The following is a 5,804-nucleotide window of genomic DNA, read 5'->3' on the forward strand; positions in this document are numbered from 1 at the left end:
GTAGGAGTTTGGACCGTGTCTCAGTTCCAATGTGGCCGATCACCCTCTCAGGTCGGCTACTGATCGTTGCCTTGGTAAGCCGTTACCTTACCAACTAGCTAATCAGACGCGGGTCCATCCTGTACCGCAAAAGCTTTGATAAGAAAGCCATGCGACTCTCTCATATTATCTCGTATTAGCATACCTTTCGGTATGTTATCCGTGTGTACAGGGCAGGTTACCCACGCGTTACTCACCCGTCCGCCGCTCTTCTCCGAAGAGAATCGCTCGACTTGCATGTGTTAGGCACGCCGCCAGCGTTCATCCTGAGCCAGGATCAAACTCTCAAATAAAAGTTGTTACCTGCTCAGACTATCATTATCTGAATATCTGGCTTGGTTTGTTTTCGATTCTTTTAAGAATCAGTTATATAAATTAACCTACTGTTTAATTTTCAAAGTTCATTTTAAGCGACTGTGTCGGCGCTACTTGTTCACAACTTCCTTAGTTTATCAAAGTAATTTTACTTTGTCAACTCTTTTTCGTTGTTTGTTTTTCTTGTTGTTTTCCTTTTTCTTAAGGACAAGTAATACTATATCACCTTAATTTTATATGGTCAATACTTTTTTCAACATTTTTTTCATCTTAATTTTACTTTACATTTTATCATTTTATTTTATCCACATATTAACAACTTATTAACATTGAAATGCTAAGGATCTAAGTTTTTTTATCCACAATACTAACATAATTATCAACAGTTTTATTTATAATATTTATTGTAAATAAAAAAGCTATAGGCTAAAATTTTATAATTTTACCTATAGCTTTTTTATTATTTAGCTTCACATAACTCTCTCTCGATATATTCTTCAGCTAATATTATTTTCTTTTCTTTTAATGTTTTTTTTACATCTATTATCCTTTGATTAGAGGAACCTCTAAATTTTAAAAATATGTCTTTTTCATTCTTTTCAAATTTACCATCTACTAAAACATCTATATGTTTCAATAAGTTTAAATTTTTAAATCTATTTGGATTTCTATCGTTTAAAAGTTCTTCAAATGTAAATCCTGTATAACTCCATACATCTAAATTATTAACTTTTGCCTCTTTAGCAATTTCTTCTAGTGCCTCAGTCTGTAAAAATGGTTCTCCTCCAGAGAGAGTTATTCCTCTTTGTAATTTTAATTTATTTAATTTATCAATTATTTCTTTTGTATCTACTTCATAGCCTCCTCTTAGACTATGTGTTTGAGGATTATGACATTCTTCACAGTTATGAATACACCCTTGTGTCCATATAACCATCCTTAACCCTGGACCATCAACTATACTATCAAAAGTAATGGGTGATGCTATTCTTATTTTCATAACTTATCCCCCCTTCATTACTTATGCTTTATTCTATCACGAACTTCTGCTTGCTTAGCATTATTAAATCTATCTACCGTACCTACTAAATATCCTGTTATTCTTCTTATTCTTTCAAATTTTATACTACTATCTTCTTCATTTCTTCCGCAATAAGGGCATATATTACCTTCTATAACCCCCGAAAAACCACATATTGGATCTCTATCTACAGGGTGATTTATACTACCATACCCAATTCCTTCTTCTTTCATAGCTCTTATTATAGTTTCAAAAGCCTCTAAATTATCTGATGGATTACCGTCTAACTCTATATATGTTATATGTCCAGCATTAGTTAGGTTATGATATGGAGCTTCAAGTCTTATTTTATCAAAGGCACTTATCTTATAATATACTGGTATATGGAATGAATTAGTATAGTACTCTTTATCTGTTATACCCTTTATATCACCATATATCTTTCTATCCATCTTAGTAAATCTTCCTGATAAACCTTCTGCTGGGGTTGCTATTAATGAAAAATTCAGCCCATACTCTTTACTTGCTTCATCCATCCTATTTCTCATATGCCCTATTATTTTTAAACCTAATTCTTGAGCTTCTTCACTTTCACCATGATGCTTTCCTATAAGACCTATTAAACATTCAGCTAGACCTATAAATCCAACCGTTAATGTTCCTTGCTTTATTACATCTTTTAATTTATCTTCTGGTCCTAACTCTGATGAACCTTTCCATACTCCTTGTCCCATTAAGAATGGGAAGTTTTTCATTTTTTTATTACCTTGTATTTCCATTCTCTCTAGCAATTGTTCTATTACTAAATTAATTTTTTCATCTAATTCTTCAAAAAATCCATCTATATCTACAACTTTTTTGCTTATTAATCCATGTTTAATCCCTAGCCTTGGAAGATTTATAGTTGTGAATGATAGATTACCTCTTCCACTTACAGTTTCTTCACCACATTCATTTCCAAGTACTCTAGTTCTACATCCCATATATGTAGCTTCTGTTTCAGGATTTCCTTCTTCGTAATATTTTATATTGAAAGGAGCATCTAAGAAACTAAAGTTAGGGAATAATCTTTTAGCAGATACTCTACATGCTAATTTAAATAAATCATAATTTGGATCTCCTGGGTTTAAACTTATTCCTTCCTTAACTTTAAATATTAGAATTGGGAAAATTGGCGTCTCACCATTTCCAAGTCCACTTTCAAGAGATAATAAAAGGTTCTTAGTGACCATTCTACCTTCTTCAGTAACATCTGTTCCAAAGTTCACACTAGAAAAAGGTACCTGAGCACCTGCCCTAGAGTGCATAGTATTAAGATTGTGTATAAATGCTTCCATAGCTTGATAAGTTCTTCTATCTGTCTCTCTATAAGCTTCTGAATATGCAAATTTTTGTATATTCTCTACAAATGCTTCATCTAATCCTAATTTATCTATTAGCTCTCTAGTCTCTTCTTGTTTATATTCATCTTCTATTTTTATACTTAATTTAGTCTTAAGTCTATACTCGATATCATTTACTATACACTTTATTTCCTCTGTCTTATCCTCAGATTTAAATAATTTAATAGCCTTTGATATATTATCTATATAGAACTTTTTAAAAGTCTTATATACACCTTCTGCTAGACCATAATCAAAGAAAGGTATACTTTGTCCACCATGTTGATCATTTTGATTACTTTGAATAGCTATAGCTGCTAATGCTGCATAACTTATTATATCGTTTGGCTCTCTTAAAAATCCGTGTCCTGTTGAGAATCCACCTTTGAATAGCTTATTAATATCTATTTGACAACAAGTTAAAGTACCCATATTTAAAAAATCCATATCATGTATATGTATATCTCCATTATCATGAGCATATGAGTGCTCTGGCTTTATTACATGCGTTTTACAAAACTCTTTAGATACTGTACTTCCATATTGAAGCATAGTACCCATCGCAGTATTTCCATCTATATTAGCATTCTCTCTTTTTATATCTGCATCATTTGCATCTTCAAAAGTTATCTCTTCAATAGATTTCATAAGTCTTGTTTTTGAATTTCTGATTCTACTTCTTTCTGTTCTATATATTATGTACTCTTCACTAGTTTTTGCATGACCTGTTTCTATTAACACTTTTACTACTGCATTTTGAATATCTTCTACTCCTGGAATTGAATTTATATACTTCTTATTCAATAACTTTATGACTTCTTGTGTTAATTCTTCCGCTATATTATAATCTGCTGATTTCCCATCTTGCTGAGCTATTTTACTTGCGGCTAAAAATATAGCTCTAGTTATCCTATCTGAGTTAAAAGGTATTATTCTTCCATCTCTTTTCTTAACATAATTTATCATTTTAAAGCGCCCCCTAATTACTATATATTGTATTTGTTTCATTGTTTTTTACTACATATAGTGTTTAAACTTAAAAAAAATCCCCTTTAATCTTTTAAAGGGACTGTCTCGATGTTTACTTAAATAGAGTAGCAAATTTAGAAATTTTAGTCAAACTAACCTAAAGCATTGAAATTGCTATGTGGATAATTTGAAGCTTAGTATTTGTAACATATACAAAAAAATATTATTTTTTTATTTTTTTTTATAATTTATTCATATTTAATAATCTTATTCATATACTTACTACAACATAAAAATTTGGAAATTCAAAATATTATTGCTTATATTGAATTTATAATTACAACTTTAGGTTATCCAATATAGTCTAATACATTAGTAATTAATATAATTTATTTTATACTGTAAATAGTATAATATTATACATTAATTACTAATATAATATATTTACTATATTGCTCAATCAAATTCCTCTTTAATTTTAATTATTTGTAATATTAATTTATCAATATAATTTTCCAATGTAATAGATTTTTTAATATTAAAAAAACTGTATTTAAACATCAATTACACTTTTTTTAATACAATTAGTGCTTATGCCCAATAAGTTAACTTTATAAATAAAGGAGATTTTATGTTATCTAAAAGATTAGAAATGTTAACCCCTTCCTATACTTTAGAGATAAGTTCTAAAATTAGACAACTTAAAAGTCTTAACCTAGAAGTAATAGATTTGAGTATAGGCGAGCCTAATTTCAACGTGCCTATTAGAGCTAAACTTTATGGAATAGAGTCATTAAATAACAATTGCACTAGATATGACGCTGTAACTGGAATAAAACCTTTAAAAGAAGAAATTTGTAAAAAACTTTTAAAAGAAAATAATTGTACATATTGTCCAGAAGATATAGTGGTATCTAGTGGTGCAAAACATTGCTTAACAAATACATTACTCGCCTTGACTAATCCAAATGATGAAGTTTTAATCCCTATACCATATTGGGTAAGCTATCCAGAGATTGTCAAAATAGTAAATGCAATTCCAGTATTTATACACACATCTAAAGATAATTCTTTTAAAATAAGAGCCGAAGACTTGTCTAGATACATAAGCAAAAATACCAAAGCTCTTATATTGAATAACCCAAATAACCCTACAGGAAGTATCTACACTAAAAATGAGTTAGAAGAGATAGTAGAAATTTGCTATAAAAATAATATATACATACTAGCTGATGAAATATATGAAAAAATATGTTATAAAGATAATTTTACATCAATAGCATCTATAAGTAATTTAGCTAAGGATATAACAATAACAATTAATGGCTTTTCAAAATCAACTAATATGACTGGCCTTAGATTAGGATATATTGCATCTAATAGCTCTATAGCAAAAGCTATAAGTTCTATACAAGGTCATTCTGTATCACATCCTTGTATTACATCTCAATACATAGCCTATGGAGCTCTAAAGGAATGTAACTCAGATATAAATCAATTCGTAGATGAGTATAAATTAAGAAGAAAATTGATCTGTGCTAAACTAGATTCAATTAATAATATAAGTTATATAAAACCTTATGGTGCTTTTTATGTGTTTATAGATATATCCAAACTAAAAAATACATTAAGCTATAATGGAAGTTTTTCATTAGAATTTTGTAGTAAATTTTTAGATACTTATAATGTAGCTGTTGTTCCAGGAATAGCTTTTGGATTAGATGATTATATAAGAATTTCTTTTGCCTGCGATGAATTTATTTTTTTAGAAGGGGTAGATAGACTTGATAAATTTATAAATTCTTTAGCTTAATCTAAATTCATTTAAACATTTAACTTTAATAAAAATTTATAAATTATATTTAGATATTAATAAAAATTTTATTGATTTAAAAATACAAAAAGTATAGGTTTAAATAAACCTATACTTTTTTATAAAATAAAAAAGATTACGTGGCTACGTCTTACTCTCCCAGGGGGTCGCCCCCCAAGTACCATCAGCGCTAAAGAGCTTAACTTCTGTGTTCGGTATGGGAACAGGTGTATCCTCTTTGCTATAATAACCACATAATCTTTAT

3 protein-coding genes and 2 rRNA genes are annotated in these 5,804 nt (G+C 29.2%); 1 reads left to right on the top strand and 4 read right to left on the bottom strand.

What is annotated here, in order from left to right; all coding sequences use genetic code 11:
• The 3 genes from I4U89_RS15345 to I4U89_RS15355 all read right to left on the bottom strand — a co-directional run.
• Positions 1 to 332, bottom strand: a 16S ribosomal RNA gene (locus tag I4U89_RS15345); the annotation flags it as partial.
• A gap of 482 nt (positions 333 to 814) precedes the next feature.
• Positions 815 to 1,354 (bottom strand): anaerobic ribonucleoside-triphosphate reductase activating protein, encoded by a 540-nt coding sequence (gene nrdG, locus I4U89_RS15350; RefSeq protein ID WP_195941131.1) that lies wholly within the window; start codon positions 1,352 to 1,354, stop codon positions 815 to 817.
• Between the two features lie 17 nt (positions 1,355 to 1,371).
• Positions 1,372 to 3,723, bottom strand: coding sequence for an anaerobic ribonucleoside triphosphate reductase (locus tag I4U89_RS15355; protein ID WP_195941132.1), 2,352 nt, complete (start codon positions 3,721 to 3,723; stop codon positions 1,372 to 1,374).
• A gap of 634 nt (positions 3,724 to 4,357) precedes the next feature.
• Between I4U89_RS15355 and I4U89_RS15360 the strand changes: the two genes are divergently transcribed.
• Positions 4,358 to 5,539, top strand: coding sequence for a pyridoxal phosphate-dependent aminotransferase (locus tag I4U89_RS15360; protein WP_195941133.1), 1,182 nt, complete (start codon positions 4,358 to 4,360; stop codon positions 5,537 to 5,539).
• Positions 5,540 to 5,677: 138 nt separating this feature from the next.
• Here the strand turns inward: I4U89_RS15360 and rrf are convergent.
• A 5S ribosomal RNA gene (gene rrf, locus I4U89_RS15365) occupies positions 5,678 to 5,794 on the bottom strand.
• Positions 5,795 to 5,804: the final 10 nt, after the last annotated feature.

This window comes from Romboutsia sp. 1001713B170131_170501_G6, from assembly GCF_015668195.1.
Classification (GTDB): Bacteria; Bacillota; Clostridia; order Peptostreptococcales; family Peptostreptococcaceae; genus Romboutsia_C.